27 protein-coding genes, 2 pseudogenes and 1 other annotated feature are annotated in these 26439 nt (G+C 33.8%); of the genes and pseudogenes, 4 read left to right on the top strand and 25 right to left on the bottom strand.

All coding sequences use genetic code 11. The features are described 5' to 3' along the window. Positions 1 to 18 precede the first annotated feature (18 nt). The gene (locus COL05_RS22405; protein WP_098670187.1) at positions 19 to 546 is read left to right on the top strand and encodes an HAD-IIIA family hydrolase; all 528 of its coding nucleotides are present in this window, start codon (positions 19 to 21) and stop codon (positions 544 to 546) included. A 51-nt stretch (positions 547 to 597) separates the two neighbouring features. Here the strand turns inward: COL05_RS22405 and COL05_RS22400 are convergent, their stop codons facing one another. The 6 genes from COL05_RS22400 to COL05_RS22375 form a co-directional block, all read right to left on the bottom strand. After that, positions 598 to 1038: a GNAT family N-acetyltransferase gene (locus tag COL05_RS22400; RefSeq protein WP_098670186.1), complete on the bottom strand. Its 441-nt coding sequence runs from the start codon at positions 1036 to 1038 to the stop codon at positions 598 to 600. Further along, positions 1035 to 1508 (bottom strand): SAM-dependent methyltransferase, encoded by a 474-nt coding sequence (locus tag COL05_RS22395; RefSeq protein ID WP_098670185.1) that lies wholly within the window; start codon positions 1506 to 1508, stop codon positions 1035 to 1037. The genes COL05_RS22400 and COL05_RS22395 overlap by 4 nt, the downstream gene beginning before the upstream one ends. Before the next feature lie 87 nt (positions 1509 to 1595). Then, positions 1596 to 2294 (bottom strand): aspartate/glutamate racemase family protein, encoded by a 699-nt coding sequence (locus tag COL05_RS22390; protein ID WP_098670184.1) that lies wholly within the window; start codon positions 2292 to 2294, stop codon positions 1596 to 1598. Between the two features lie 149 nt (positions 2295 to 2443). Beyond that, positions 2444 to 3646 (bottom strand): alcohol dehydrogenase EutG, encoded by a 1203-nt coding sequence (gene eutG, locus COL05_RS22385; protein ID WP_098670215.1) that lies wholly within the window; start codon positions 3644 to 3646, stop codon positions 2444 to 2446. A 52-nt stretch (positions 3647 to 3698) separates the two neighbouring features. After that, complete coding sequence (locus COL05_RS22380) at positions 3699 to 5138, bottom strand: GntP family permease (RefSeq protein ID WP_098670183.1); 1440 nt, start codon at positions 5136 to 5138, stop codon at positions 3699 to 3701. A 205-nt stretch (positions 5139 to 5343) separates the two neighbouring features. Next, entirely contained in the window at positions 5344 to 6009 is a 666-nt protein-coding gene (locus COL05_RS22375) for an HAD family hydrolase (protein WP_098670182.1), read from the bottom strand. Between the two features lie 180 nt (positions 6010 to 6189). Here COL05_RS22375 and COL05_RS22370 point away from each other — a divergent pair, with 180 nt between their 5' ends. After that, the gene (locus tag COL05_RS22370) at positions 6190 to 6987 is read left to right on the top strand and encodes a lipid II flippase Amj family protein (protein WP_098670181.1); all 798 of its coding nucleotides are present in this window, start codon (positions 6190 to 6192) and stop codon (positions 6985 to 6987) included. Positions 6988 to 7018: 31 nt separating this feature from the next. Further along, positions 7019 to 7588, top strand: coding sequence for a nucleotidyltransferase family protein (locus COL05_RS22365; protein WP_098670180.1), 570 nt, complete (start codon positions 7019 to 7021; stop codon positions 7586 to 7588). Positions 7589 to 7630: 42 nt separating this feature from the next. Here COL05_RS22365 and COL05_RS22360 read toward each other — a convergent pair whose 3' ends face one another. The 13 genes and pseudogenes from COL05_RS22360 to COL05_RS22295 form a co-directional block, all read right to left on the bottom strand. After that, positions 7631 to 8545: an alpha/beta fold hydrolase gene (locus tag COL05_RS22360; RefSeq protein ID WP_098670179.1), complete on the bottom strand. Its 915-nt coding sequence runs from the start codon at positions 8543 to 8545 to the stop codon at positions 7631 to 7633. Positions 8546 to 8582: 37 nt separating this feature from the next. After that, positions 8583 to 9923, bottom strand: a complete 1341-nt coding sequence (locus tag COL05_RS22355; RefSeq protein WP_098670178.1) for a sodium-dependent transporter — start codon at positions 9921 to 9923, stop codon at positions 8583 to 8585. Positions 9924 to 10039: 116 nt separating this feature from the next. Beyond that, positions 10040 to 10288 (bottom strand) — a binding site (T-box leader). Positions 10289 to 10387: 99 nt separating this feature from the next. Beyond that, positions 10388 to 10550: pseudogene (locus tag COL05_RS32470) on the bottom strand (PepSY domain-containing protein); the annotation flags it as partial. A gap of 632 nt (positions 10551 to 11182) precedes the next feature. Then, positions 11183 to 11725 carry a T6SS immunity protein Tdi1 domain-containing protein gene (locus COL05_RS22340; RefSeq protein ID WP_098670177.1) on the bottom strand — a complete coding sequence of 181 codons (543 nt, stop codon included), beginning with the start codon at positions 11723 to 11725 and terminating at the stop codon, positions 11183 to 11185. A gap of 13 nt (positions 11726 to 11738) precedes the next feature. Further along, on the bottom strand, positions 11739 to 12122 hold the full coding sequence (locus COL05_RS22335; protein WP_257152590.1) for a polymorphic toxin type 15 domain-containing protein: 384 nt from the start codon (positions 12120 to 12122) through the stop codon (positions 11739 to 11741). Further along, positions 12115 to 12210: a polymorphic toxin type 15 domain-containing protein gene (locus COL05_RS32010; protein WP_257152589.1), complete on the bottom strand. Its 96-nt coding sequence runs from the start codon at positions 12208 to 12210 to the stop codon at positions 12115 to 12117. The genes COL05_RS22335 and COL05_RS32010 overlap by 8 nt, the downstream gene beginning before the upstream one ends. A 108-nt stretch (positions 12211 to 12318) precedes the next feature. Continuing rightward, on the bottom strand, positions 12319 to 13554 hold the full coding sequence (locus COL05_RS22330; RefSeq protein WP_098670176.1) for an IS110 family RNA-guided transposase: 1236 nt from the start codon (positions 13552 to 13554) through the stop codon (positions 12319 to 12321). Positions 13555 to 13712: 158 nt separating this feature from the next. Further along, the gene (locus tag COL05_RS22325; protein ID WP_098670175.1) at positions 13713 to 14495 is read right to left on the bottom strand and encodes a recombinase family protein; all 783 of its coding nucleotides are present in this window, start codon (positions 14493 to 14495) and stop codon (positions 13713 to 13715) included. Positions 14496 to 14697: 202 nt separating this feature from the next. Further along, entirely contained in the window at positions 14698 to 14904 is a 207-nt protein-coding gene (locus tag COL05_RS32215; RefSeq protein ID WP_098148070.1) for a hypothetical protein, read from the bottom strand. Positions 14905 to 15074: 170 nt separating this feature from the next. Beyond that, positions 15075 to 15458, bottom strand: coding sequence for an immunity 22 family protein (locus tag COL05_RS22310; RefSeq protein ID WP_098148063.1), 384 nt, complete (start codon positions 15456 to 15458; stop codon positions 15075 to 15077). A 3-nt stretch (positions 15459 to 15461) separates the two neighbouring features. Then, positions 15462 to 16493, bottom strand: a pseudogene (locus tag COL05_RS22305) (pre-toxin TG domain-containing protein); the annotation flags it as partial. A gap of 514 nt (positions 16494 to 17007) precedes the next feature. Further along, positions 17008 to 17472: a hypothetical protein gene (locus COL05_RS22300; protein WP_003268550.1), complete on the bottom strand. Its 465-nt coding sequence runs from the start codon at positions 17470 to 17472 to the stop codon at positions 17008 to 17010. Positions 17473 to 17474: 2 nt separating this feature from the next. Further along, the gene (locus tag COL05_RS22295; RefSeq protein ID WP_227557631.1) at positions 17475 to 17678 is read right to left on the bottom strand and encodes a hypothetical protein; all 204 of its coding nucleotides are present in this window, start codon (positions 17676 to 17678) and stop codon (positions 17475 to 17477) included. A gap of 300 nt (positions 17679 to 17978) precedes the next feature. Here COL05_RS22295 and COL05_RS22290 point away from each other — a divergent pair, with 300 nt between their 5' ends. After that, positions 17979 to 18164: a hypothetical protein gene (locus COL05_RS22290; protein WP_000621737.1), complete on the top strand. Its 186-nt coding sequence runs from the start codon at positions 17979 to 17981 to the stop codon at positions 18162 to 18164. 123 nt (positions 18165 to 18287) lie between these two features. Here the strand turns inward: COL05_RS22290 and COL05_RS22285 are convergent, their stop codons facing one another. The 6 genes from COL05_RS22285 to COL05_RS22250 form a co-directional block, all read right to left on the bottom strand. Continuing rightward, on the bottom strand, positions 18288 to 18632 hold the full coding sequence (locus COL05_RS22285; protein ID WP_000867689.1) for a DUF2185 domain-containing protein: 345 nt from the start codon (positions 18630 to 18632) through the stop codon (positions 18288 to 18290). After that, positions 18622 to 19161 (bottom strand): ankyrin repeat domain-containing protein, encoded by a 540-nt coding sequence (locus tag COL05_RS22280; RefSeq protein WP_000698515.1) that lies wholly within the window; start codon positions 19159 to 19161, stop codon positions 18622 to 18624. Before COL05_RS22280 ends, COL05_RS22285 begins: the two co-directional genes overlap by 11 nt. Positions 19162 to 19177: 16 nt before the next feature. After that, positions 19178 to 20506 (bottom strand): WXG100 family type VII secretion target, encoded by a 1329-nt coding sequence (locus tag COL05_RS22275; protein WP_180233476.1) that lies wholly within the window; start codon positions 20504 to 20506, stop codon positions 19178 to 19180. Between the two features lie 56 nt (positions 20507 to 20562). Beyond that, on the bottom strand, positions 20563 to 21000 hold the full coding sequence (locus COL05_RS22270) for an SseB family protein (RefSeq protein ID WP_071708777.1): 438 nt from the start codon (positions 20998 to 21000) through the stop codon (positions 20563 to 20565). Between the two features lie 70 nt (positions 21001 to 21070). Next, positions 21071 to 23668, bottom strand: a complete 2598-nt coding sequence (locus COL05_RS31035; RefSeq protein WP_142337621.1) for a hypothetical protein — start codon at positions 23666 to 23668, stop codon at positions 21071 to 21073. 23 nt (positions 23669 to 23691) lie between these two features. Then, positions 23692 to 26367: a tetratricopeptide repeat protein gene (locus COL05_RS22250; protein ID WP_098670174.1), complete on the bottom strand. Its 2676-nt coding sequence runs from the start codon at positions 26365 to 26367 to the stop codon at positions 23692 to 23694. Positions 26368 to 26439: the final 72 nt, after the last annotated feature.

Here is a 26439-nt window from a genome sequence, read left to right as displayed (position 1 = left end):
ATGGAAAGGACTAAAACTATGACAAACATCGAAGCTATTTTTATTGATCGTGATGGTACAATTGGTGGTGACACTACAATACATTATCCGGGATCTTTTACATTATTTCCGTTTACAAAAGCAGCTTTACAAAAACTAAAAGCTCAAAATATAAAAATTTTCTCTTTCACAAATCAGCCAGGTATCGCAGACGGGATAGCAACTGTTGCTGATTTCGCACAAGAATTAAAAGGTTTCGGCTTTGATGATATATACGTATGTCCTCACAAACACGGTGATGGTTGTGAATGTCGTAAACCAAGTACAGGTATGCTGCTACAAGCAGCTGAAAAACACGGGCTTGATTTAACAAAATGCGCTGTAATTGGTGATCGCTGGACCGATATCGTTGCAGGAGCAACAGTGCATGCGACAACGATATTCGTGCGCACAGGCGCTGGATACGATGCTTTACATACGTACCGGGACAAATGGGCACATATTGAACCAAACTACATTGCAGAAAACTTTGAAGATGCTACAAATTGGGTTTTAAATCAACTATAATCATATAAAAAGAGACGTTTTCNNGAAAACGTCTCTTTTTATATAACTTTTTTAAAACGTTAATTCATAATGGAAATAACGATTATCTCTCAAATAACCATTTTCAGCATATAATCGCTGTGCTGATAAATTATCAATCTCTGTTTGTAATTTTACACCTTTTGCACCATGTTCTAAGGCGAATCCTTTAGCAGCTTCTAATAATTTTTTTCCTGTTCCTGCCCCGCGCTTAGTAGCTTGTACAAATAAATCATTTAAAATCCATAATTCTTTCATCGAAATAGAAGAAAATGATGGATATAATTGTGTGAATCCAATATATTCCCCGTCTTCAACTGCTACGAAAATAACTGATTCTTTTTTCTCGATTCGATTTCGTAAAAATACTTTTGCTCCTTCTAGATCGGAATCTTGTCTATAAAACATACGATAGTTATTAAAAACTGATGCTAGTCCATCTAAGTCCGCAATTGTTGCCTCATATATTCTCATTTTACTCCATTCCCCTTCCAATACTGTTTCATTATATCCGTTGCCCATTTAGGCTGTGCGATTTCTTCTTTCGGCATAAACTCTTTCATTATCGGCTTTATATCCAATATAGGGGTACCATCAATAGCATCTAACCCCTCAACAATAATTGATTTACCTTCTCTTTTGATTACCTTTACAATGGTTGCTCCTATACGATTCGGACGATTTTTTCCGCGCTGTGCAAAAATACCTACTTTAGGATAATCATGATTATTTCTAGGATATCTAGCAAAATATTGAATTTGTTCATCAGTTACTTTATGAAAATAAAAAACAACTTCAATATGAGAAAAATCTTCAATCCCTTGTATACTTTCTTCTGTATACATTTCAGTTAAAGTAATATAGGATTTTACTTCTCCCCACTCATCATCTTTTATTTCCTTTCTTTCATTATGTACAAATGCGATTGGTTGAACTGAAAACATACGCATTCCCCCTTAAATGTAACCACTTACATTATAAAATATTTTCTGAATGTTTTCCACACACACGAACTAGGTTACATAATATAATTATACTCTATTTCGTAAAGCGAAATTAACTGCCTCAACTGCATGTATATGAGTTGTATCGAATATCGGAATGGATACGTCTTCCTGCTTAACTAATAAACCTATTTCTGTACAACCTAATATGATTCCTTGTGCCCCTTCTTGTACTAGATCTTCTATAACTTTTTTATAATACTCTCTAGATTGAGATGTTATCTTTCCTAAACATAGTTCTGTATATATTACTTCATTTATCTTTTCTCTATCCTTTTTTGATGGAACCATTACATTTATATGATTTTCTTCTATGCGTAACTTATAGAAATCTTGCTCCATTGTATATTTAGTTCCAAGTAAACCAACCGTTTGAATATCTTTCCTTTTCATTTCTTTCGCTGTTGCATCAGCGATATGTAAGACTGGGATATGAATATTCTCCTTTATTTTCTCAACTACTTTATGCATTGTATTTGTACAAATAATTATAAAATCTGCTCCTGCACTCTGTAACGAATATGCTGCATTCCCTAATACTTCTCCTGCTCCATCCCAATCTCCATTAGACTGGAATCGTTCAATCTCTTCAAAGTCCACACTATTAAGGATACATTTTGCTGAATGTAATCCTCCTAATCTCTTTTTTATTTCTTCATTTATAATTCGATAATATTCAATAGTCGATTCCCAACTCATACCACCAATTAAACCTATTGTTTTCATAAAACCCCACACCTACCTCACAATATTTTTACAACCTGATTCAAACATTTTATTATGTATATTATACATAATAAAACAAGACTTTACGTTCAAAATATAAAGTCTTGTTTTAACTATTTCCAAGGAAATTTTATGAGAATATTCTGAAATTAATTATCTAATGTTTTTATAGAATCTCCATATTGATAATGAAAACATTCTCGATACAACTGTTTAATTTCGTCATATGATGGCACACGTGGGTTATTTGCTGGACTTCCACTTTCAATTGCATCTGATGCCATTTTAGAAACAGCTTTTTCAAATTCAACCTCACCAATTCCGTATTCTTTTAAATTTGGAATACGAAGATCAAAGCAAAGTTTTTTTATTTCCCTGAGCGTGTAATCGGCTACTTCTTCATCACAATAAGAATACATATCTTTATTTAAACAACGTCCAATTTCCGCTAGTCTTTTTACTGCACTCACTTTTGTATATTCTAAAACTGTAGGTAATAGTATTGCATTCGATATACCATGTAGTACATGAAATAACGCCCCTACTGGTCTTGACATGCCATGAACTAATGTAACAGATGCATTTGAAAATGCGATTCCAGCTTGTAAGGACGCTATCATCATCGCTTCTCTTGCCTCCATATTCTCTCCATCTTCATATGCAATACGTAAATATTTCATAATACTTTCAATAGCGGAAAGAGCTAATACATCTGTAAGTGATTGTGAAACTTTAGAAATATATGCTTCGACTGCATGACATAAAGCATCTATCCCTGTTGCTGCTGTAATGTGAGGTGGTACCGAACGTGTTAAAATTGGGTCAATAATCGCTACTTGCGGGGTAAAACTTGGATGCTTCATCATCATTTTTACATCTGTTCGTTTATTCATAATTACTGCTACACTTGTTACTTCCGATCCAGTACCAGAAGTTGTCGGAATTGCAATAAGTGGTAGCGGATCATTTTCTATTTCCATATCTTTTTGGACATAATCTTCCACGTCTCCGCCATTTGTATATAATACCGCAACTGCTTTCGCTGCATCAATACAACTTCCACCACCAATACCGATAATAAAATCACACTTTTCTTCTTTACTAAGAGTTAACGCTTCTAACACGTGTATATTTGTAGGCTCAGCATTTACTTTATTATATGTAATAACAGTAATACCTTTCGTATTTAGTTGTTGTATACAACTCTCAACATATCCTAAATTCTCCATAATTGTATCCGTAACTATAAACGCTCTTTTCCCCAACTTCTTAGATTGTTCCCCCAGTTTTTCAAGCGAATTTCTTCCATATAATACAGACTTCGGCATACGAAACTCAGCAACTTCTTGCAAGTACTCCACCCCTTCTTCCCCTAATTAATATTTTAGTTCATAACATATCGACTTAATAAATTCCTGTTACTGTATAGAATGCAATAACTAAAAACACAGTAACCGTTTTCAAAACAGTAATTGCAAAAATATCTTTATATGACTGTTTATGTGTTAAACCTGTTACGGTAAGAATAGTAATAATAGCCCCGTTATGTGGTAATGTATCCATTCCTCCTGATGCCATTGACACGATACGATGCATTACTTCTAACGGAATATCGAATTGATTGGCCGCTGCAATAAACTTATCTCCCATTGCACTTAAAACAATTCCCATTCCTCCTGATGCAGAGCCTGTAATACCGGCTAAAATATTTGTCGTTACTGCTCCATTCACTAGAGGGTTTGTGAATGTGGCAGAAATACCATCTCTCATAATTGCGAAGCCTGGAAGTGCTGCGATGACACCACCGAATCCAAATTCAGCTCCTGTATTCATCGTTGCCAGTAGCGCCCCACCGATACTTGTATTCAATCCAGCTTGAAATCCTGTTACTACTCGTTTCCAATATAATAATAACGTTGTTACTATACCTATAATAAGTGCCAATTCTACTGACCAGATTCCAACTACTGCACTTAATTCTACTTTTCCAAATGCTTTCATACCAATTGCAGAAAAATCAAAACCATTGGGATACCACTTCGGTATCATAATAGTAAAAACTTTATTCATTACACCTACTAAAATAAGTGGTACAAAAGCAATTACTTGCTGTGCTCTTGTAATTTCAATATTTTTAACCAACGGCATATCTTTTTGTTCTGCTTGTAAAGAAGCTGCCATTTCAGTATTCCCATCGTTAAAACCAAAATACCCTTCTCCAGCTGCTTTCGCCTTCTTCCGTCTACTCTCTAAATATAGTAACCCTAACGTAAGTACAAAAATTGCCCCTACAATACCAAGTATCGGCGCAGCATAAATGTCTGTTTTAAAAAACGTCGTAGGTATTACGTTTTGAATTTGTGGTGATCCAGGTAGCGCATCCATCGTAAACGTAACCGCTCCAAGAACGATTGTTCCAGGGATTAAACGTTTTGGAATATTCGCTTGTCGAAACAACTTAGCTGCGAACGGATATACAGCAAACACTACTACATACACACTAACACCACTATACGTTAAGATAGCACCCATTAATACAATCGCTAATATTGTACGTTTTTCACCAACTAACTCTATAATTGTCTTTGCAATCGAATCCGCAATTCCTGACATTTCTACTACTTTCCCAAATATTGCCCCAAGTAAAAATACAGGAAAATATAGTTTAATAAAACCTACCATTTTCTCCATAAAAATATTCGAAAAGAAAGGTAATACAAAACTAGGCTCTGTCAAAAATACGGCAAATAATGCAAATATCGGTGCAAATAATATAACAGAAAATCCTTTATAAGCTACAAACATAAGTAAACTAAGTGCTAATAATATAATAACTAGCTCCAATCATACCCCTCCCTTAAACTGAAAATTCTAAATTTTATTGATAAAATTCTTTTAATCTTTTATTTCTGACATCCCTCCTCTAATTCATACAAATTTTTCATGCTAAAAATGTCTAATTATAAGTATTCGATTACATATGAAAAATCCCTTTAAACAAAAACGATTTCATCGTCATCTGTTATAAAGGGATTTTTAGTCTCTATATTTACTTCTTTACCAAACTATTTTCTACACAAAAATGATGTAATTCTTTTACATCATTCACTATATGAGTCGCACCAACTTCAGTCAATTCTGTTTCACTACCATAACCGTATAAAACACCAATTGAAGCAATCTCATTATCATTCGCACCAATTATATCATGCTTTCTATCTCCAATCATAACAATTCCTTCTTTATTAAGTCCTTCATTTGTTTGTAAAATATGAGCAATGATCTCTTCTTTCTTTATTCTCGTACCATCTAAATTACTTCCAATGATATCTTCGAAATAATCCGTTAGTTGAAAATGATCTAGTACTTGTTTTGCAAATACAGTAGGCTTTGAAGTTGCTATAAATAAACGATTTCCGTTATCTTTTAATTGTTTTAAAAGATTTGGAATACCATCGTATACCTTATTTTCTAACAATCCACGCTGCTTTAAATATTCTCTGAAATAAAAAACAGCGCGTTCTACTTCTCCTTCATTCATATTGTATCTCTCTATGAATGATTGCTGAATGGGCGGTCCAATAAATGAATTTAACTCTTTTATATGTAATTCTTCAATACCAACCTTTTTTAATGCATACAGTACTGAATTAATAATCCCTTCTTTCGGATCAGTCAATGTTCCATCTAGATCAACTAGAAATGTTGTATACATGTTTTCTTCCCTCGCTTATTTTACTGTATATATAGCATTGTTTCCTATCTCTTTATTATACCATTATTATCTTTTTTCTGAAAATTCCTTTTTCTATGTCACATACTTTCAGTTACAAAAAAAGATATATATGATAAAGTAAAAAAGTTAAAATTATTTTAATAGAAACTGGTGAATCTAATGTCAATTACGTTAATTGTTATAATGGCTTGCACAATTGTTATTCACGCGGTTGAAACAAGCTCTTATAGTATTCGATTAGCTGGAGTACGTTTAAAGAGAATTGCTGTCGCTTTGTCTGTGGTAGGCATGGTGTTACTTATTTCAAGAACATCTAACATGCTACAAGCCTTTTTAATCGGTGGGATTGTCGATGAGGCAAAACGAGACGCATCCATAAATTTAGAACATATTATACGGCTCGTTCTATTATCCGCCTCTGTCGGTACATTAATTGCGATTATACTATATCCAACTTTGACAAAACTATTTGGATACGTCATTCAAAACTTTGAAACAGACGGTTCTTTCATTCGAATGATGAAAACAAATAACATTCAAAAATTAAAGTACACAAAAAAATATGTACGCTTCCCAAAATTAGAAATGATTCATAGACTACGCATTGGTGGTATTCCAAAACGTATTATGCTTATTAACATGTTTGCTACTGCTATATATACAGCTGGTGTTCTTTCAGCCCTATATGCTTCTTTTTTACTTCCAGATTACGCGACAAAAGCTACTACAGCTTCTGGCCTTATTAATGGTTTTGCTACTATTTTATTAACAGTGCTACTAGATCCACGTATCGCTCTTTTAACAGAGCGAGCCCTTCAATCAGAAGAAGGTGCTGAAGCAATGAGTAAAATGTATGGTTGGTTAATGATTTCTAGACTTTTCGGTACGTTATTAGCACAACTATTATTCATACCAGGTGCTTACTGGATCACATGGATTATAAAACTAATGAATTAGCCCTCAATTAAAAAAGTAGGTGGGATAACAAATGACAATACAAACAGAGCAAGATATAATTCGATTAATAGAAAACGATGAATGGATGATGGATGTATTACAAATGGCAAAATCACTAGAGTTACCTGATTGGTGGATTTGTGCCGGCTTTGTCCGCTCTAAAATTTGGGATACTTTACATAACTGTGAGACTAGAACAGCTCTGCCTGATGTTGATGTAATTTATTATGATAGTCTACATAAAGATGAGATGTACGAACAATCATTAGAAAATAAATTAAAGAATATTGATACTACGATTCCTTGGTCGGTAAAGAATCAAGCTCGTATGCATGTAGTGGGTAATATGCCACCGTATTCTTCTTCTGTTGATGCTATTTCTAAATTCCCTGAAACAGCAACGGCTTTAGGTGTTACATTAGACGAAAAAAACAAAGTTATATTAACAGCTCCGTGCGGCATTGAAGATGTTCTTTCCTTACAAGTGAGACCAACAGCTCATTTTCTGGAATCGAAAGAGCGTATACATATGTACAAAAACAGAGTTATTAAAAAGAATTGGCAAAGTAAGTGGCCCAACATCACAATCACATATCCATAAATTAAAAAAGGGTGCTTCTCATTTATAGAAGCACCCTTTTCTTCATTTCAAAAAATGTATGACTATGTCTGCGAATCTATCTGCTTCCTCATAATGAGGTGAATGACCGCTCTCTTCAAATGCGATATACTTACCGTTTCGAGCTTCTTTATTAAACGTTTCAATTTGTTTTTCACAGGTTACTACATCATGTTTTCCTACAATTAATAACATTGGGTTTATTATATCTTTTATCTGAGGTAATAATGAAGTATGGAATGCTCCTTCTACTTTTAATCTATCAAAATGAATCATGGAGCGATTTGAAAATTCTTCCCATTCTTCATCACTATATAAACTCTCGTCTGTCACATCTTCCTTATTATTGTAAATCTCCATTCTTTTTTCTTCTAGTTCATCACTTAGTCTTATATAAGCCTCTAACAACTCTTCTGAACTAGCATTGCTAGATGAATATGCAAGAGACTCTTCTGCTACTTCTTCTTTTCCATACTTTTTTAATAGATGCCCTGTCTTTTGTAACAAAGCCCTACTTGTTAATGCGAAATCGAAAGTTGGTCCTTCAAATATTATTTTCTCTATTGAACTTGGATATATCGATGCATATAACAATGCTACATATCCACCGAAAGAATGTCCAATTACAGACCACTTCTCAATTTGTAATACTTTTTTTAATTCCTCACAGTCTTCAATTAAATCTTTTAATCCAAAAGCTTCTTCCTCAGTAATTTCTTCGGAGCGACAAACACCTCTTTGATCTATCATAATTACATATAAAGAATCTTTTAAACGTTCCGCCTGATGAAATGAAAAATCATAACAACTTTCTCCCGGTCCACCATGTAAGTATAGAACTGGTTTATTTTTAGGGTTTCCATGCGTTTCAACGTATAGCTTTTTGCCTCTAATATTCATGTATTTCCCTGCTTCTATCAAATTCGCCTTTATGATCATCACCTTCTTTTTTTACTGAATATTATAACACTTCACCTTAAATAATCCCTATTACATTTAAAAAGACGATGATGATTGCAAGCGGTGCTATAAATCGAAGTAAAAACGCCCAACAAGTAAATACTTTCTTTCCATAATTTCCACCTACAAAAAACTCTGCTTCTAGCACCTTCTTTTCCATTTTGAATGAAACGAAAATACTAATAAATAGTGCACCAAGTGGCATTAATATATTACTAGATAAGAAGTCTACTACATCAAAAATATTTTTTCCGAAAATCGTAATATCACTCCATACTCCAAATGATAACGCTGATGGTATACCTACTAAGAAAATGCCGAAACCGATCATCCATGATAATTTCGTTCTTCTTTCCTGTTCACCATTTGTCACTGCTGAAACAACTGTCTCTAATAGTGAAAATGCTGATGTTAATGTCGCAAATGTAAATAGTGCAAGAAATACTGTTAAGAAAACCGCACCAAATGGAATTTGACTAAATACTGATGGTAATACGATAAATAGTAATCCAGGCCCTTCTGTTGGCTCCATTCCTAATGAAAATACGGCCGGAAAAATTGCAAGTCCTGCAAATAATGAAACAAATAAATTCAATCCAACAATTGTTATTGCTGATTTTGGTAAACTTTCTTTTTTATTTAAATAGGAACTATACGTAACCATAATTGAAATCCCGATACTAATCGCAAAGAATGATTGCCCCATTGCGAACAAAATACTTTCCGAAGTAACCTTTGAGAAGTCCGGTTGTAAGAAAAACTTCACACCTTTCATTGCATCATCAAGTGTTAACGAACGAATAATAAGAGCGACAAATAAAACGAACAATGCTGGCAACATATATTTACTTGCTTTTTCAATTCCGTTTTGTACACCCTTTGATACAACCCATATCGTAATGAACATAAAAGCGAAATGTCCCATAATCGCCCAAGTCGGATTTCCAATTGTTTCAGTAAATAATGCTCCGTAATTTTGTCCCGGAGTAATAAGTTGTCCCGTTACTCCCCTGAATAAATAAATTAACACCCATCCACCTACAACACTATAAAACGAAAGTAGTATAAAACATGTTCCAACGCCAAGGCGTCCAATCCAGTGCCATCCTGTATTAGGTGCGATACTTTTAAATGCTCCAACTGCTTGTTTCTGTGTACTGCGTCCAATCATAAATTCAGCTATAAGTAGTGGTAATCCAATTAATACAGTAAATAATATAAAGATTAAAAAGAATGCTCCTCCCCCGCTTTTCCCAGCGATATAAGGAAACTTCCATATTGCGCCAAGTCCAATTGCTGATCCTGCTGCAGCCATTATAAACCCTAATTTCGAAGTCCATTGCTCCGTCTGTTTCATCTTATTTTCCTCCCAATTAAATCATTTTATATAAATAATTAAATTATATAGACCAATCCGAATAAACCCTCCATTTCTATTCCTATAAAATAAAAAAATGGCCCAACGTCTCTATATAAAGAGACGCTAAGCCATTTGCTTAACGCGGTACCACTCTTATTGATTCCATTATGAATCCACCTTAGTAGTAATCGTTTGATTACAAACCTAATATCGAAGGTTAACCGTTAAGATTTACTAAGAATGTGATTCCGTTCCACCTTACTGCTCCTAGGCGAGTTCAGGATGTCATTTGACTATGTCACACCAACCCATAGCTCTCTGTACAAATATACGACCTTACTACTCCTATTCAACACAATTAAATATTTAGAATATATTTTCTTTTGAAATTAATATGAAGTATATCGGTTATATTTGTAACTGTCAAGGGTTATATTAAAATTTGTTGAGAAACCTTTTTATTATCCTTCGTCATCATCACCACTATCAGCAGTACCTTCTTCTGGATCATCGTTATCTTGTTCTTGCGATGACTCTTTTTGTTGAATAGTATTATTTACCGCTGTAGTAGACGGCTCCACCTGTTATTGGATGTACTCTTACATCAACCGTTAAAACGTACTTTACGATGACTTCAAAACATAATACAACCCTCTATTCTTCTCACTACTATCGTCATACACTGTACAAAGCCATTACAATCTATAAAACAACAATAAAAATTTAACACCTAATGCACTTATAAAATTATACTGCTCTTTTAAATTTCTACGCTAAAACGCAAAAAAGCACTTGTTTCCTTTAATTTACAATCAAGTGCTTTAAGTTCATCTATTTTTAAGTAGCATAAATTTGTAAGTTTTGTAGTAACAGTATGACACCTTTTATATGTCGTAACATCTACTACGTTAAAACTTACGAGTTTGTACGAGTTCGTTAGTTTAATATACAATCCATGTATTTATATTCATCGCCCCGTAAAATGTCATCTCACCTAAGCTCGTACTTCGTTTTCTATTCTATCATTGCACACAGTACTCCATGATGGTACAACCATCATGGAGTATGTATTTTCAAACACCCTATTATTTTTTCTATCCACTTCACATAAACTTTGTTTTTCATTGATTTATATATGTGTTAATGTGTTTCGTTATCATATTCGCTGGTAGAATATAAATTAAGTAGTAAGTCTAAGTCATTTGAACGAATCCTATATCTCTATTTACCTAGTAATAAAACATCTACTTATTCTATTATTGTACTGGCCCCATAAAACTAGTAATAATAAGAATATGTTCTTTTAATTTGACCTTTTTTAAGTTCTCTACTTTTTCTGCTCCACCTAAACCTAATAGAGGTGTATAACCAAAACACTCCTCGTAATCTAATTCATTATATTTTTTAAGCGCTTCAGGATAAGGTTGCCAAGATAAATCTTCATCTCTAAATTCTAAATCAGTAATATTTTGAAAGAAAAATTCAAATGTAAACATAATGGTCTTTACTATACCATACCTGTAATTAAGTAATCTAACATATCCATCTGACCAAATAACCAAGTCTCCCATACCCGTAGCAAACAATACTATTGAATCCTTATATCTTTGACTACTCTCCTCCAAAATCTCTTTAAATTCCTCTGGATTTACACTTTTAAAATACCCTTGCATAAATGTACCAAATCCATAATTACTCCATAAATTTATTATTTCATTAGGTACTACATGTTTATACTTTTCAATGATTTCACTCGGAACTTTATTATGCAACTTAAAATCTTTTAAATATTGTTCCATCTAGACTCCTCCTCTAATGTGTTAATTTTACATTCAAATAAGTACTTTTTAGTTGTTCTGGTGTCATGTTTTTGGCTAATTCCTTAATTTGTTCATCAACAATATCAATTCTATACCGCCATTGACTACCTATAGAAGAATTAATCCTTTTATCTCCCATACCTCCTATTATTTCTGCCTTTCCACCTGCTATCTGGTCAGGGTTGTGAAGTGCAGCTTGAGTATCTAGCCATTCCTTGGCTTTTTTCTTGGCATTTGATAACGTTAATCCTTCTCTTTGTAGTTCATTTACCTTTTGTACATAAGCTTCTTCTCTAGCAGCTTGTTGAGCAGCATTCCCTTCAATAGCTCGCCCCTGTGCTATGTATCTTTCACGATTTTTTAAATACTCATCCACTGTTAAGCTCATTCATACCTTTTTCTTGGTCTTTTAATTGGCTCGCAAACTCTTCTGAATCATGTTTTACATTTCTATTAAAGTTCACTTCAATTTCTTTTATTTTAGGTACATCATTTAAATGCTTACCATTACCCGTACCCTATGTTGTAATCTTAAACTCTCACAATAAAAAAGCAAACCATGTAAAACCTTATTAAACTACTTCTTTTTCTTCCACTACCGGCAATTCATAAGCTGTTTTATATTTCATCATGCTATATACAATGTTTACAAGCCTTCTCATAATACATACCAATGCTTGTCCTTTTGTTTTTCCCTCTTTAAGTTTCTTTTGATAATATGCATGAAACACTGGGTTTCTGGGTAACTTACTTCCTTTCGCTACTTGCACTTGTTGTACAGCTAAATTATAAAATAAAGCGCGTAACGCCCTGTTTCCTTGTTTGCTTTTGTGTGTCTTACCTTTCCCACCAGAACCAAAGTAAACAGGTGCAATCCCCGCAAATCGTGCTAATTTATTGGCATTTGAAAATCGCCTTACATCCCCAATGTCTGCAATTAATGCCGATGCCGTCACAAGTTCTATTCCCGGCATCGTCTCTAATTGATACTCTAGTAGATTTACTAGCTGTTTTAATTCTCTTTCGATGTATTTCATTTCTGTCTTTTTAAACTCAATGTCCCGTACAATACTCCTTACTAAAAAGTCTCGTGTTTCTTGATATTCCTTCATTGTATGTCCATCTTCTTTTACAAGTTTTAATATGTCGCTTGCTTTCTTTACTGAACATGTATTGTTGCTAACATCTAATAAAAAAGCTGTTAATTGCTTTATATTCGCCCCCTCTAAACAAGAGGGTGACGGATATTGCTGCCAAAATGCTAATGCTGTTTTCCCATCTAACTCTAAGAAAAACTTTTTATAGCTTGGATAATGATGGTTTAATTGAATATGTAATTGGTTCTTTAATGCACTTTGTACTTTTACTAATGCATTCCTTCTTGAAACCAATTGTTGTATTGACCATAATAAATCGTTTGGCTTTGCATCTGGTAATTGATTAAATTTGTTTATCAATATGCGTGCCACACATTCCGCATCCCAACTATCATTTTTGTGTATAATTACTTGGCTTTTTCGTTCTAAAAATGATAAAGCTGGATTTACTTCTTTCACTACTTGTTCATGATCTACTAAATATTTTGCTAACGCTCTTCCATAACCACCAACATCCTCTAAACCAAATACAACTGATACCCCAGCACTCACATATGTCTCTACTTCTAATAAAAACTTCGAAAATGCAGATGGTTTATTCTCAAATTGTATTTCTCCTAGTTTCTCTTGCCAACAATTAATTATAACAGCCGTATGATGCTCCTTATGTAAATCTACTCCTACATACAAATAGTTCTGTCTATTATGCATAACTCATCCCTCTATTCAATGATTTAGTCATATATATAAATGTCGGCAACCTTAGTTCGAGCGTTCATCTCCCGATGCGCATAGGTACGCAAGCCTATCCATTTTCATAACTTCATAAGTACATATAGTAAAATGAGCGATTTTTTTAAGTACGACTGTTACATAATTGCTGGATGTTTCCCATTTGTTTGTATTTGTCCGTATGTATACAACCCACGATAAAAGCTCTCACGGTCTAACATACGTTTCACTTGTACTTTCGTAAATAGCTTCTTTTTCTCTGTACGATAACCCTCTAAATTAAGTCGTTCTGCCAATTGAGTCAGTGACCAATGCCTAAAAAAGTGTCGCAATTCAAATAGTCTACGTACAACTACTGCTTTCTCAACATCCACTTCTAACACTTTTTGTCCTTTTGTTGCCTTGTAGCCAAACAGTACACCCCCACCTGCATATCCACCTTGTTCCGATTTCTTCTTTCTGCCTCGACTTAGCTTTAATGCAATCTCGAGACGTTGATATTGGTCTAGTAGTTCTAACATGCCATTTACTAAAAAGTCATTTGGGTCATGTGCATATATACTGTAATTGGGTTGTTCAATTGCTTTCACATCAACCGCATGTTTCTTTAGCTCTCGTTGTATTAACACTTTTGCCATATCAGAGCGCCATAACCGAGATGTATTGAGTACTATCAGGTGCTTCACTTGTTGATATGCCATATCTGACAATAGTTCTTGTAAGCTTTCACGTTCAACTGTTAATCCATCTTCATCTACTATCGCTCCACTAATTCCTTTATCTTCGTATATGTGAAGCAGTTGTAGTTTATTTTCAGTGCAGTACCGTTCGATTTCTTCTACTTGATACGTTAAGCTATAACCTTCACGCACTTGTCCTTCTGTTGAAACTCGTACATAACCAACAACTTTCCCTTCCATATCAAACTCCCTCCCGTTACAGCAATTACAATCCCTGTAACGTTTACCTGTTTTTTGCGGATAACGTGTGCATAACGTCCATCCGTTAAAACGTACTTTACGATGACTTCAAAAAATAACACAACCCTTTATTTTTTCTTCTACTATCGTCATACCCTGTACACAGCCATTACAATCTATAAAAATTTAACACTTAGCGCACTTATAAAATTATAATGTGTCTACTCATTTCTATCCTAAAACGCAAAAAAGCACTTGTTGCCTTTAATTGACAATCAAGTGCTTTAAGTTCATATGTTTTTAAGTAGCATAAATTTGTAAGTTTTGTAGTAACAGTATGACACCTTTTGTATGTCATGACAACTACTACGTTAAAACTTACGAGTTTGTACGAGTTCGTTAGTTTCATGCCCATTCCATGTGTTTATATTCACCGCCATGTAAAATGTCATTCCGCCTAAGCTCGTACTTCGTTTTCTATTCTATCATTGCACACAGTACTCCATGATGGTACAACCATCATGAAGTACGTACTTTCTAACAGCCTATTCTTTTCACTGCAAATATACTTTATTCGCACTAATCTATATATTCTGCCGTACCAATGAAATCCAACTTGTAGGTAGTCTTATCTACGATGTTAACAATTTTACCTTCTTTATTATAATCATAATTATAAATTAAAATGATGGTATTGTATTTAGACTTTAACTTAATGTTATTGTACTGTTGTATTAATTGATTATCATATGAAAAATCTACTAACAGCTTTTCTATGTCATCTTCAGCATCAGGAATCCAATCTTTTTCAACTAAGTCCCTATCATAATAACCTAATTTAAAATCTTTCTCAAAAATAGAGGGAATACTATCTCCATCTTCATTATATTTTATTTCAGTGTACGTTTCGAGTTCATCAAAATCACTAAAGCATCCTAACCATAAAGAAACATCGTTTTTCATTTTTTACCTCCTCAAACCTTCTGGTAAATCCATAATGCCATTTTTCATTCTATTTTCAGCCCATTCATTAAGCCCTTTAACAAAACTTTCATAGTCAGAAGCAGAATCAATAATCTTTAACATTTCATTATGTGCTTTTGTCGAGCCTCTTCTTCCATGACGACCAGGTGGATTTACAAATTCAACATCTTTAGTCAGAGACCTCATTTCTTTAATATCATCCATACTAATTCCCCACTGCTTAAATTTAGGAGTTCTAGCTACAAGATGCCACTCATGGTATCCTCCTGGGCGTCTAATCCTATCTTCTATTTTACTTCTCAACTGAGGATTATTCCACATTTCCTCAAATTCTTTTGCTGATAGATTATCAAACCATTTATTAAACTCATTGTTTCTTACTGATGGAATTTTCACATCACTTAAATGCTTACTATTCCCACTAGTACTCTTACTACCTTCACCCGTACCCTTAACAACCTTACTCTCCATATACTGATAAGCCTCTTTCAGAGAATACTGTCCTCCTCCTGAGACCTTTCCTACTCCAGCCATGGCAAAGCCTTTTCCCTCGCCTGGGATCCATTTGTATTCCAGTAATGTTTTTACTGCGTGCTGGATCTTTTCATTCCCTTGCAAGAAGGTTGTTTTTACGGTTGTGGCACCTTTGTTCCATAGACTTCCGATTTTATCGGCAAATCCTTTTGCTGTCGAGGCTACAAAGTTTACACCTTCTGTTACTTTGTGGCTGGCTGTTTTTATGCCATCAACAGCTGCTTTTCCAGCTTTTCCGGCTACCATTGTTACGCCTTCACCTAGTCTTTTTCCTGCTTTTACAATTGTCTTCCCAAAGCTAGAAGCGACATACTTTATTCCTTTTCCAGCAAGACTTGCCACTTTTCCAACAGGAACAAAGTTTAAGAGTGTCCATCCTGCGGCGATGAGTCTTTCTTTTGATGATAATTCTTTCCCTGTAATAGGGTCTTTACCGGTAACTGCACGAATTGCATCATTTACTCCGATGAATTCAGCTGCTCTTTAGAATCTATTTTCTTATACTATTTGCTGAAACAATACATGTACTTATCATTTATTATACTCTCCTCTTTTCTATCCTAAAATGAAAAAACACTTGTTGTCTCTCATAGACAATCAAGTGCTTTATGTTCATATGTTTTTAAGTACTATAAATTTGTAAATCTTGCAGTAAAAAATGTGATACCTTTTGTATATCATAAAAACTACTATTTTAAAACTCACGAGTTTATACGAGTTCATTAGTTTCATATACAATCCATGTGTTTATATTCATCGCCTAGTAAAATGTCATCGCACCTAAGCTCGTACTTCTTTTTTATTCTATCATTGCACATAGTAATAGTACTCCATGATGGTATTACCTTCATGGAGTCTCTATTTTCAAATATATCATTTTTCTTTTTTCTAATTCAATATTTTAATTATCTTTAGTTCGCTTGCCTTATGTGTTAATGATATATAATACCTTTCTTATAGATAGCTTTGGCACTATAGAGTGCTCCTAAAAACATTATCTTTCCTCTCTACACAAATGAATATAATGACCAAATTCAGGAAATACATCCCAGTTTCTTTCAAGGGTATCACTAATCTCACGCTCCTCGACTAAGCCGGTCTTTAAATCCCTTTTTTCCATTGCTATATAGCCATTTTCTCGGAATCCCCAAATTAAGCTACTTACTTCTGTATCAGTTTCATCATCATATTCCCAATACGTAGCTGTTCTTAAAAATATCTTACTCTCACTCATAACTTCAAAATCATAATTTAAATACTTACGAATAAAGTCATCATAAAATCCCACCGAAACCCATTCATTTGTAACATTTACAATATACTTAAGGTTTTCATCTTCAGTTAATACCGCCGTATATGGTTCATGTTTTTGATGGTATGTGTATGCATCACGATCATCTAGAATATTCCAAGGCTTCTTTTTAATTTCCGACCATTCGTCACAATAATAAATTTTCATAGTCAATTATACACCTTCCCTTTAATATCCCTAATAATAATCCTATTTTTTGTTGCTTCATCAAGAATCGTTTGCGAAATTGGTTTATTTTGAACTGGTACTTCTAATATTAACTCACCTTTAAGTCGCCCCCCTTTGAGAGCGTTAGGATTAAAAGGACCATTTGATATTTTAGAAACTGAAGGATATTTTTTTTGTAATTTCATTTAAATAACTCTTAGCTGTTTTTTCTTGCACTTCACTAAGTTGAGTGAATTTTCTCGATACTATTCCCTTATTTTGTGCATATGAGTCAACTACGTATTTTTTACCCCTACTTCTTTTGTTTCCAACGTATGCTTAACATCATTCCCTTTAAATATTGGGAATCCTAAAATATCAAGCGAACAAACTATAATATCAATGGTATGACCGATGATATTAATATTATTGAGGATTTGCAAGCGAATGTCGGTTTTTATTGAGAAAATAGGGATGGAAAAGACGAGCTTTTTTATTTAGATTGATTGATTCGAGTACATGTTGGAAACGGGAATGAATGCTTTAGAGCATTTACAGAATTTCTTTACAAGCAACGAATCGAACGAGACATGGGAAAAGCTATCCTTGAAGTTCGTAAAAACAAATTAAATAATCTACGAATTGTTGGTAAAAATAATAAAATCATTAACTTAAACGAAGATGATAAATAACTCTTGTCATGAAATAACACTATAAAAAAAGTCAACAGACCACTACGTTCTCCTAACGTCGCTGTTGACTTTTCTTATTGGAAATGCATTTTTGTCAGTGCCCATGGAACTCACAAAATAGCATCAATTTCCTTTTACAATTTGACCAATATCTTTCTCATCTTCACTTATTAAATCATAAAATCCTACATGAACCCCTTCTTTATACAACCAACATAGGTCTGTTCCATAGGGAGCATCAAAAATTTCTAACATAACTGGTGCTATTTCTAATATAGAGCTTGCTCCTAAAACTTGAAAATTACTAGAATCATTTACATATTCATCATCATCTTCTAAAGAGTAAATAGTCCACCCATTTAATTGAGGAACTTCTGATTTTTCTCTAAATGTATAACGTATTGGTTTTCCGGCTACAACATTCTTAGAAACAATAAAACCTCCAAAGTCAGAATTATTAACTTTCATATTCACACTCCTCAATAATAGTTAATAAATCATTTCTCCAAGAATACTCTTTGGCATAATCCACACATGATTTTCCAAATTCATCTTTCAAATTATACTTTGAGCCACTACTAATAAGTAGTTTATACATCTCTTTATTATCTTTTGTAGACAATTTATTTATCGTAATAGCATATTTCAAGGGGATAGCATTATATTTATCTAAAGCATTGATATTAATCTCATTATCAATAAGTAACCTTGTTATCTCTAATTCATATTCTATTGTTGGACGTAAAACACAAAAATAAAACATATGCAATGCATTCCTTTTATTTTTAGCTGTAGTGTAATTAATATCAATATCCTCTTCTAGCAAAAATTTTATAATCTTAAGTTTTTCACTAGAATTTTTATCATTAATCATTGCCATACACAATAAATTGATATCTAAATCACTATCAATTTGATTAATATCACCATCATAAAATCGTTTAAAATCTTCATAAGTTCCTTCTCTAACCGCATCAAAAATATTTAATATTTTCATTACATCCTCTTCCTAACTACTCATATTTATGACTCCTATTTGCAGAAGGCGTTTCTAATCTGAAATTATCTGGGTTAAACTGAAATTCCTTTAATTCTTCAAGAGTAATCTCACCATGTTTATACTTCTCAAACATTTTCTTATACGAATTTCCTTCTGTATGCCCAAAATCTACTTTACCTTTTCGTGGTCGTCCAGGTTTCCAGTCAATTGTCTCACTAGTGTTAGGGTCTCGTAAAATTCCATCTGGGTCTATCTGTTTATTGAAAACATCTTTTTCAAATCCAAGTTTCTTTTCCCCAGATAATTGTGGTCTACCCCTAGGCTTTCCGTTTTTAATATATGGACCATTTTCTAAAGGGCCTGAAAAATCATCTAATTTCTTTATATTAGCTCCACTGGCTTTATCACCAACATCACCCGTACCCTTAACAACCTTACTCTCCATATACTGATAAGCCTCTTTCAGAGAATACTGTCCTCCTCCTGAGACATTTCCTACTCCAGCCATGGCGAAGCCTTTTCCCTCACCTGGGATCCATTTGTACTCCAGTAATGTTTTTACTGCGTGCTGGATCTTTTCATTTCCCTGTAAGACGGTTGTTTTTACGGTTGTGGCACCTTTGTTCCATAGGCTTCCGATTTTGTCGGCAAATCCTTTTGCTGTGGAGGCTACAAAGTTTACACCCTCTTTTACTTTGTGGCTGGCTGTTTTTATGCCATCGACAGCTGCTTTTCCAGCTTTTCCGGCTACCATTGTTACGCCTTCGCCTAGTTTTTTTCCTGCTTTTACAATCGTCTTCCCAAAGCTAGAAGCGACATACTTTATTCCTTTTCCAGCAAGACTTGCCACTTTTCCAACAGGAACAAAGTTTAGGAGCGTCCATCCTGCGGCGATGAGTCTTTCTTTTGATGATAATTCTTTTCCTGTAATAGGGTCTTTACCGGTAACTGCACGAATTGCATCATTTACTCCGATGAATTCAGCTGCTCCTTCTATTCTCTTTTCCCACCATGATTTTTCATGTTTCTTTTCTTTTTTATGGGCTTCTTTCAATTTTTCATTTTGTTTCTTTTGATATTCTTCATCAGCTTGACGAAACTTTTGAGCGATACGCCGTAATTCTTTTTCTGTAACTTGTAAGTTACGTATGTAAGATTCCATGAGTCTCATTGATCTCATATATTCCCCATAAAAATGTTGACTCGTTGCTCCTTGCCATTGCATTTGAATACTAAACATAGATTGATTGAGATTTTGTTGTATGGTCTGGCTGTGTGTTTGCATCTCTGATATGTTTTTGGCAATTTGTTCGAGTTGTTCAGGTTTGACCTTAATCTCCAAACCTTCTCCCACCTTCCTCTATTTTATACCAAAAAGAAATAGAACTGCATCAATTTTTACTTATTCCCTTTAGAAAAAACATCAAAAATACTGTTATCACAAATCGCTTCAATTTCTTCCTTTACAAATAATTTTTGAAATTTTGTTCCTGGGTTTAATATTACATTTGCCTCTAAATCTATCGTCTTTAATAATTCAACTGCATTCATAGAGACATACGGACATTCTTCTGGAATAACCATTTCTAAATGTTTCAAATCAGAATACAGTGGTAACATTAATCCTTCTTCCATTTCAAAATAATGAATTTGCAATTGTGTATTTTCAGTTGAAATCAAATTTCCTTCTTCATCTACAGTTGTATCGCCCTCTACCGAAGCAACAACGTACAAATTTGATTTCTGTAATATCTCATAAAAACGAACTCTTTTTTCTTCATTCTGTAAAGCCTCCACTAACGCCTCATCTAATGGACAAATTTCTAGTAAACTCATTGAACTTCACTCCTTATGCGAAATAATTTCGCCATCTTACTCAAAGTAAGATGGCGAATATTAAATCTAATTATTTTTTAACGTTCATAGATTTAATTGTTTCTACATTCTTTTTTGCTTGTTTCGTTATTTCTCCATTAATAGCATTTGCATATTTATCACGAGTTAAAAATTCAAAACATTTATATGCATTATTCGTATCAGTTGCGGACATATAACCTGCACCTTTATTAAGCATTTTTAGAGCTACCGTATTCATCCATTCTTTAGCATCTGCTTCTGGATATCCTAATTCCATAGAACGATAAGTTAATTCAATTGCTGAAGCTAAATCTTCAATTGTATCTTTATTTCCACTTACCTTTGCAGCTTCAAATGTACTCAAATACTCAATTGTCACTTTTACTTCATCTTTAATTCCTAGCTCTTCAATTCCTGGTGTTTTATATAAAATTTGATAGTTGTTTAAAGCATCCTTATTCTCTAACTGTTTTGCTTCTTTAATTACAAGACCAGCTACATTAGAAAATCCTGTTTTGTCAACAACACCACGGGAAGCTGCTTGACCATAATAATGTAAAGCATTATAAAGGCTCGTTTGACCTTTTTTATTTGCTTCATCACCTGCTAACTGAATAAGTTGAATTCCCTCCATTTTTTTGGATGCATTATCAATCATATTCATACCACTAATTTGGCCAATCGTTTTATCAATATCCTTTAACTGTGCAAGTAATGTGTATGATGGTAATAAGTTTTTACTTACTTCACTTTGCCATCCTGTCGTTCCATTTATTTTATTCCATTCATTTTCTGTATCTATCCATAATTTATTCGCATAATTAACCATTTCTTCTCTTGAGCGTTCCAATGGGTGCTTTGTACGAATTGCATTTGCAATATTTAATACCGCTGTATAATATTCTCCCTTATTTGCAGCATCGTTTGCTTTTCTTTCAAACATTAGCGGCATTAATAATTTATGAGATTCATCTTGAACAGATTTTTCTACTCTTGCCGTATTTGCTAATAAATTCGCTTTATTTATAGCATCTTCGACTTTGAAATTAGAATCTTTAATTTGTCCACGAAGTCCCTCTACAGCCGCACTAAATTGCTGTTCTAATTTTTCTTTTTGTTCTCCTGTTGCACCGTCAATATACTGATTTGCTAATAGTAAAGCATTTTCATATTGTGGATTCGCTGGATTTAAATATACATCAATTTGAGCAATTGCTTCTTCAGCCGGATCAGATTTCACTTTTTCTTTTTGATTACTTGAATCTACATTATTTATTTTATTGTTATTTGTGGCACCTTCAGTTATTGATTCTTTTAGATTTTTCTCACTTGATGTAGCTGTTGCCTCATTTTCACTTACATTTTCTTCTTTAACTACTTTTCCTTCATTACTGCTAGTAACTTCTTTCACTGCTTTTCCTTCATTACTGCTAGTCTTTTCTTTTACAGGGCTTGCTTTTTCTTTTGTCTCAGTTGCAGACATCACTACTGATGTTTGGATATTAAGGTTCTGTAATTCTTCTTGTAATAGCTTGTTGAAAATATCTTCTACATCTTGATTCGCTTTTTCTACTAATGCAGGATCTACACTTTCAAATACTGATGTAACTAAATAAAATTTACTTAATGCTTGTTCTAAAGATGCTACATCTCCTGTATTTGACCACTCTCTTTTTTCTTTTATTGCTGTTTGATAAACTTTTTCTGCTACAGATTTAATATAATCTTTCTTATTTTCACTCATGTATCTTTGTAACTCTTCTTGTGTAGTAACCGATTCATTTAGTACATTCATTTGATTACGTAAATAAAATAGTGCTCTCTCATTTGAATATTCACCACTTGTAAGAATTTGTTCTACATTATCTAACGCTAACTTATGTTCAGCTATCGATTTTGATTTTGATGGTGTATTCAATTGGCTAACGAGCGTCCAGTCTTCTTTTTTACTATAGTAGCTTGTTAAATTATTTAATGCATTTTCATCCAGTTCTTTTTGACTCGTATAAAAATCATTAAAGAAAACAGATGAGTAGTATTTTCCATTTCCAGCGTACCACTCAACTAAAATATCACCCGTTTTTGGTGATACTGTAATTGTTGGGTGTGTTGGTTCTGGATCTGGCTTTGTATCTGGGTTTGTGTCTGGTTTTGTACCTATATCTGTTTTTTGTCCGTCTCCTTCTTGTACATTTGGTTGCTGTTTATTATCATTCGCCTTTCCCGGTTCCGCCACAGGTCCCCCCATATTAGATGGCAAATCTAACTTTTGTGGAGTTGGTGCATCTGATAATTTGATTTGTGGATCTTTCTTTTCCACCGATACTTCATCTGGTTTATACGTCACTGGTGTAATTGGTGATTTATTATTCCCAATTAAGTCTGCTAAATTAATAGTTGGTTTTTCACCAGGTTTTTCATCTTTTTTTGCAGGATCAGCGACTAAATTTGGGAACATAGACTGTAAATCGCCCCCTGTAATACGATCATCTTTTTTCTCTTCTGTATTACTTGCTAGTTTTACTTGTTCTTTTCCTGCTGTCTTAAAGCCTTTGTCATACACAAGATATCCTGATGTTCCTAGTAACGCTACCGACATTACTGATATAGCGACTTTTTTCCCTAAGTTATTATTGTTTTCCTCCATGTCCTTTTCCCCTTTTCCTATCTTTATTGAATCCAACCGTTTGTTTTCATTTCTGTTAGTTTTTCTTGCGCAGCTCTTACTTCAGATTCATTTTCATTTGCTTGCACTGTTTTTCTTAAGAAGCGACTTGCTTCCTCATATTTTTTCTGTTTAATTTTAAACATCCCGAATGCAAAATTCACATGCGGATTTTCATCGTTTTGTGAGTATGCTTCTGTGAAAAGCTTCTCTGCTTCATTTCCTTGTCCCACTTTATCGTATAAAATCCCTATATTTACAAGCGTATTTATATCGCGTGTTCCACTGCCCACAACTCTATTGTAAGCTTCTAACGCTTGTTGATATGCAGCGGTACTCTTTGCGCCATCTCGCGTTTCATAAAATTGGCCCGCTTCGTAATACACAATTCCTAGTTGATTTAACAACTCAATATTTTTCATATCTTTTTGAATTGCAACTTGTAAGATGTGAGATGCTTGTTGATAATTCATTTCTTTCTTCGCACTATCAATTAGGTTTGTTTTATTCCAAAGTACATATAAATTTGAAAGTTCAATTGTATATATGGCATTCTTTGAATCTTGCATAATAGCTTCTTTAAAGAAAGATTCTGCTTTGTCTAACTGTACAGTTGCGGTTGATAGTTGACCTTTTAAATACGAAACAATTGCTTTATCTTCATTTGTTTTCGTACTCATTTTGACAATAACATCTTCTGCCTTTTCAAATTCTTTCATTTTCATATGACTTACAGCTAAATCCCGCATCGCATCTTTTTTGTATGGTTCAATTCCTTTTGCATTATTCGCTAACGCTTGTTCAAAATTTTGCACCGCTTCTTGATATTTCCCAATGCGGAAATTCGCTGAAGCTAATAAATAAGCAGCTTCATTATTTTCTTTATCTATTTCTCTATCTTTTATTAGTTTTGTAATATAATCGATTGCAATTTTATTTTTTCCTTCAGCAACGTAAATCGTTGCTAATTGGAGATAAGCCTCATCCTTACCCTTTACAGCAATTGCCTGTCCAACAGCTTCTTCTGCTTTTGTATATTTTTTATCATCATAAGCTTGTCGTGCTTGTTCCATAAACTTTTGATATTTAGCGTTTGTTGTATAGAAATAAAATAACGTTGAACCACCTATTACAACAACTGCAGTTGAGCCAATAATCAAAATTCGCTTCTTATTCTTTTTCCACCATGTAGAAAAAGCCGATGGTTCACTTTGTTCATGCGCTATTGTAAGTGGTTGATTCGATGCTTTTGCATTTAAAATCTCATCATCTATATCATATTCCACTTGTTGTTTTGTTTGTTTTCGGCTTTGTAGAATGCTATTTGGCACTGTAATTGTAGCTGCTACTTCTTGCTGCGACTGTGTTCCTTGCTCTTCTTCTATCTCTTTAATAATGCTTTCAATTTCCTGTTTTAACGCCTGATCAATGTTTGGAAATTGTACGATTCGTGAATAGACGAAACAAGCAAATGCTGCATTGTTTTCTCGTTCCAATTCAGTAGCTAATTCCAAATAATGTTGTAGGACCATTTTATTATTTATTTCAGGCTCTTGACTCTCCATAGTTTGAATGATATATGCGAGTTCTTTTTGCAGAGCTGTTGATGGATTGAGTGAATTGAAAATTATTTTATATTCATATAATGCCGCTTGTTTAAATCCTCTCTCTTCTAATAATCTTGCAATTTCCAAACATTTTGATACAAAAAGAGAGTGTTCTTCTGCTGACTGCCTTTCCGCATCAATTTTTATTCTTTCTCTCGCGCTATTAAATACATCGTACCACTGTGCAAAGCTTGGGCATTCTGCGAAAGAATTACTACTCCATGCCTGCTTAAATAATTTTGCAATTTCCCCGTTCCATTGATTATGTAATACTTGCTGAAGTAACGTATATCTTTCACATTCTGTCTGCATTTCTTCCGTTTTAAAGTAACTTGCATCAGTCCATTTTTTATTTCGAACTTCTTCACTACACCAACTTAATATTTCTCCTAATAAAATAGCACCAGCAAATCGATCGGCTTCTTTTTGCCATACTCCACTTGTCAAATACTTTGGTGCATAACCCGCTGAACCTGCTGGCAATAATGAAGGTCTTTTCGTTTTTGGGCCATACATTTGCTCAACATCAACAAGTTCGATATTGTGTTGGCCTTCAATTGCATTTTCACTTAAAAAAGGTACAAGTACGTTGCTAGACGATAAATCATTATGAGCAACTTCATTTTCTTCCATCATTTTAAGCGTTGTAAGAAATGCTTCTGCAATAAAGAAACATTGTTCTTTTGATAACATTCGTTGTTCTTGTAAAATATCAGCCCAAGTTGGACCTTCAATCCAAGGCATTACAATACTATTGGCAAGATCTTCTGATTTTTCGATAGCAGATGTATGTTCTTCTTTAGTAACGATATAGCGTGAACATACTTTCAGACCCACTAAGGAAGAAAGTGGTTTTAAAAATGCTAGTTGATGTTTTTCCTCACGATAGCGTTCCTTAAAAACTTTTAATGCAATTCGTTCTACACCATTTTCCTGTTGTAATTGATAAACTGTTCCTTGTCTTCCCTCTTGACCATAGGGCATCTCAATACCAATTACAGCTGGGTGTTTCTCAAAACGATAAACATCTTTATTAAGATTAATTTTTTCTCCTACTTCTGGTCGGAATCCCATTTTATCCCCTTACTCTCGTATAACAATTTTTCAAAAAAAGACCAGGAACAATAGCTCCTGGTCTTTTGCAAT

The sequence above is a fragment of the Bacillus sp. AFS059628 genome (assembly GCF_002571225.1).
Lineage (GTDB): Bacteria > Bacillota > Bacilli > Bacillales > Bacillaceae_G > Bacillus_A.
The sequence above is the reverse complement of the archived record's forward strand: the minus strand, read 5'-3'. Positions and strand labels throughout refer to the sequence as shown.

What these genes read in the sequence shown, in the direction of transcription:
- COL05_RS22280 (WP_000698515.1), bottom strand. Translation starts at nt 19,161, where the DNA reads ATGAAAATATTAAATATTTTTGATGCGGTTAGAGAAGGAACTTATGAA.
- COL05_RS22285 (WP_000867689.1), bottom strand. Translation starts at nt 18,632, where the DNA reads ATGAAAGTTAATAATTCTGACTTTGGAGGTTTTATTGTTTCTAAGAAT.
- COL05_RS31035 (WP_142337621.1), bottom strand. Translation starts at nt 23,668, where the DNA reads ATGGAGGAAAACAATAATAACTTAGGGAAAAAAGTCGCTATATCAGTA.
- COL05_RS22250 (WP_098670174.1), bottom strand. Translation starts at nt 26,367, where the DNA reads ATGGGATTCCGACCAGAAGTAGGAGAAAAAATTAATCTTAATAAAGAT.
- COL05_RS22295 (WP_227557631.1), bottom strand. Translation starts at nt 17,678, where the DNA reads ATGAAATTACAAAAAAAATATCCTTCAGTTTCTAAAATATCAAATGGT.
- COL05_RS22400 (WP_098670186.1), bottom strand. Translation starts at nt 1,038, where the DNA reads ATGAGAATATATGAGGCAACAATTGCGGACTTAGATGGACTAGCATCA.
- COL05_RS22270 (WP_071708777.1), bottom strand. Translation starts at nt 21,000, where the DNA reads ATGAGTTTACTAGAAATTTGTCCATTAGATGAGGCGTTAGTGGAGGCT.
- COL05_RS22300 (WP_003268550.1), bottom strand. Translation starts at nt 17,472, where the DNA reads ATGAAAATTTATTATTGTGACGAATGGTCGGAAATTAAAAAGAAGCCT.
- COL05_RS22360 (WP_098670179.1), bottom strand. Translation starts at nt 8,545, where the DNA reads ATGATCATAAAGGCGAATTTGATAGAAGCAGGGAAATACATGAATATT.
- COL05_RS32215 (WP_098148070.1), bottom strand. Translation starts at nt 14,904, where the DNA reads ATGAAACTAACGAACTCGTACAAACTCGTAAGTTTTAACGTAGTAGTT.
- COL05_RS22365 (WP_098670180.1), top strand. Translation starts at nt 7,019, where the DNA reads ATGACAATACAAACAGAGCAAGATATAATTCGATTAATAGAAAACGAT.
- COL05_RS22355 (WP_098670178.1), bottom strand. Translation starts at nt 9,923, where the DNA reads ATGAAACAGACGGAGCAATGGACTTCGAAATTAGGGTTTATAATGGCT.
- COL05_RS22325 (WP_098670175.1), bottom strand. Translation starts at nt 14,495, where the DNA reads ATGGAAGGGAAAGTTGTTGGTTATGTACGAGTTTCAACAGAAGGACAA.
- COL05_RS22370 (WP_098670181.1), top strand. Translation starts at nt 6,190, where the DNA reads ATGTCAATTACGTTAATTGTTATAATGGCTTGCACAATTGTTATTCAC.
- COL05_RS22310 (WP_098148063.1), bottom strand. Translation starts at nt 15,458, where the DNA reads ATGAAAAACGATGTTTCTTTATGGTTAGGATGCTTTAGTGATTTTGAT.
- COL05_RS22340 (WP_098670177.1), bottom strand. Translation starts at nt 11,725, where the DNA reads ATGGAACAATATTTAAAAGATTTTAAGTTGCATAATAAAGTTCCGAGT.
- COL05_RS22375 (WP_098670182.1), bottom strand. Translation starts at nt 6,009, where the DNA reads ATGTATACAACATTTCTAGTTGATCTAGATGGAACATTGACTGATCCG.
- COL05_RS22390 (WP_098670184.1), bottom strand. Translation starts at nt 2,294, where the DNA reads ATGAAAACAATAGGTTTAATTGGTGGTATGAGTTGGGAATCGACTATT.
- COL05_RS22395 (WP_098670185.1), bottom strand. Translation starts at nt 1,508, where the DNA reads ATGTTTTCAGTTCAACCAATCGCATTTGTACATAATGAAAGAAAGGAA.
- COL05_RS22330 (WP_098670176.1), bottom strand. Translation starts at nt 13,554, where the DNA reads ATGCATAATAGACAGAACTATTTGTATGTAGGAGTAGATTTACATAAG.
- COL05_RS22405 (WP_098670187.1), top strand. Translation starts at nt 19, where the DNA reads ATGACAAACATCGAAGCTATTTTTATTGATCGTGATGGTACAATTGGT.